General features: G+C 64.6%; 1 pseudogene. It reads left to right on the forward strand.

The window, feature by feature from the left end:
- Positions 1-1,403 (forward strand): annotated as a pseudogene (locus ABZS51_RS42680) (DNA-directed RNA polymerase subunit beta); the annotation flags it as partial.

A 1,403-nucleotide genomic window follows, 5' to 3' on the forward strand; every position in this document is an offset into this window, starting at 1 on the left:
GAGATCTTCGAAGAGATCAGTCCCATCGAGGACTTCTCGGGGACCATGTCCTTGTCGTTCCGCGACCACCGGTTCGAACCGCCCAAGTACTCAGTAGATGAGTGCAAAGACAAGGACATGACCTTCTCCGCGCCGATGTTCGTGACGGCGGAGTTCATCAATAACACCACCGGTGAGATCAAGAGCCAGACGGTGTTCATGGGCGATTTCCCGCTCATGACCCCGAAGGGCACCTTCATCATCAACGGCACCGAGCGTGTCGTGGTCTCCCAGCTCGTCCGATCGCCCGGTGTCTACTTCGAGCGCAACGTCGACAAGACGTCCGACAAGGACCTCTACGGCTGCAAGGTGATCCCCTCGCGGGGTGCCTGGCTCGAGTTCGAGATCGACAAGCGCGACAGCGTCGGTGTGCGCATCGACCGCAAGCGCAAGCAGGCCGTCACCGTGCTTCTCAAGGCACTGGGATGGACCAACGACCAGATCCTCGAGCGCTTCGGCCAGTACGAGTCGATGCGCGCCACCCTGGAGAAGGACCACACGGCCGGCCAGGACGACGCGCTGCTCGACATCTACCGCAAGCTCCGTCCGGGCGAGCCGCCGACCAAGGAGTCGGCGCAGACCCTGCTGGAGAACCTCTACTTCAACCCCAAGCGCTACGACCTCGCCAAGGTGGGTCGCTACAAGATCAACAAGAAGCTCGGGGTCGCCAGCGAGATCACCCAGGGCACGCTCACCGAAGAGGACATCGTCGCCACCATCGAGTACATCGTCCGGCTGCACGCCGGCGAGGAGTCGATGCCGGCGGCCGAAGGTGCGCCGATCGACACCGTGATCGTGGAGATCGACGACATCGACCACTTCGGCAACCGCCGCCTGCGCAGCGTCGGCGAGCTGATCCAGAACCAGGTCCGCCTGGGCCTGGCCCGCATGGAGCGCGTCGTCCGCGAGCGCATGACCACGCAGGACGTCGAGGCCATCACGCCGCAGACCCTGATCAACATCCGCCCGGTCGTGGCGTCGATCAAGGAGTTCTTCGGCACCTCGCAGCTGTCGCAGTTCATGGACCAGACCAACCCGCTGGCCGGCCTGACGCACAAGCGGCGTCTGTCCGCGCTGGGCCCCGGTGGTCTGTCCCGTGAGCGGGCCGGCTTCGAGGTCCGTGACGTGCACCCGTCCCACTACGGCCGGATGTGCCCGATCGAGACCCCTGAAGGCCCGAACATCGGCCTGATCGGCTCGCTGGCCTCCTACGGCCGCATCAACGCGTTCGGCTTCGTCGAGACCCCGTACCGCAAGGTCGTCGACGGCAAGGTGACCGAGCAGATCGACTACCTCACCGCCGACGAGGAGGACCGCTTCGTCAAGGCGCAGGCCAACACGGTGCTCAACGCCGACGGCTCCTT

It is taken from the genome of Nonomuraea sp. NPDC005501 (assembly GCF_040605905.1).
In the GTDB taxonomy this organism is placed as follows: domain Bacteria; phylum Actinomycetota; class Actinomycetes; order Streptosporangiales; family Streptosporangiaceae; genus Nonomuraea.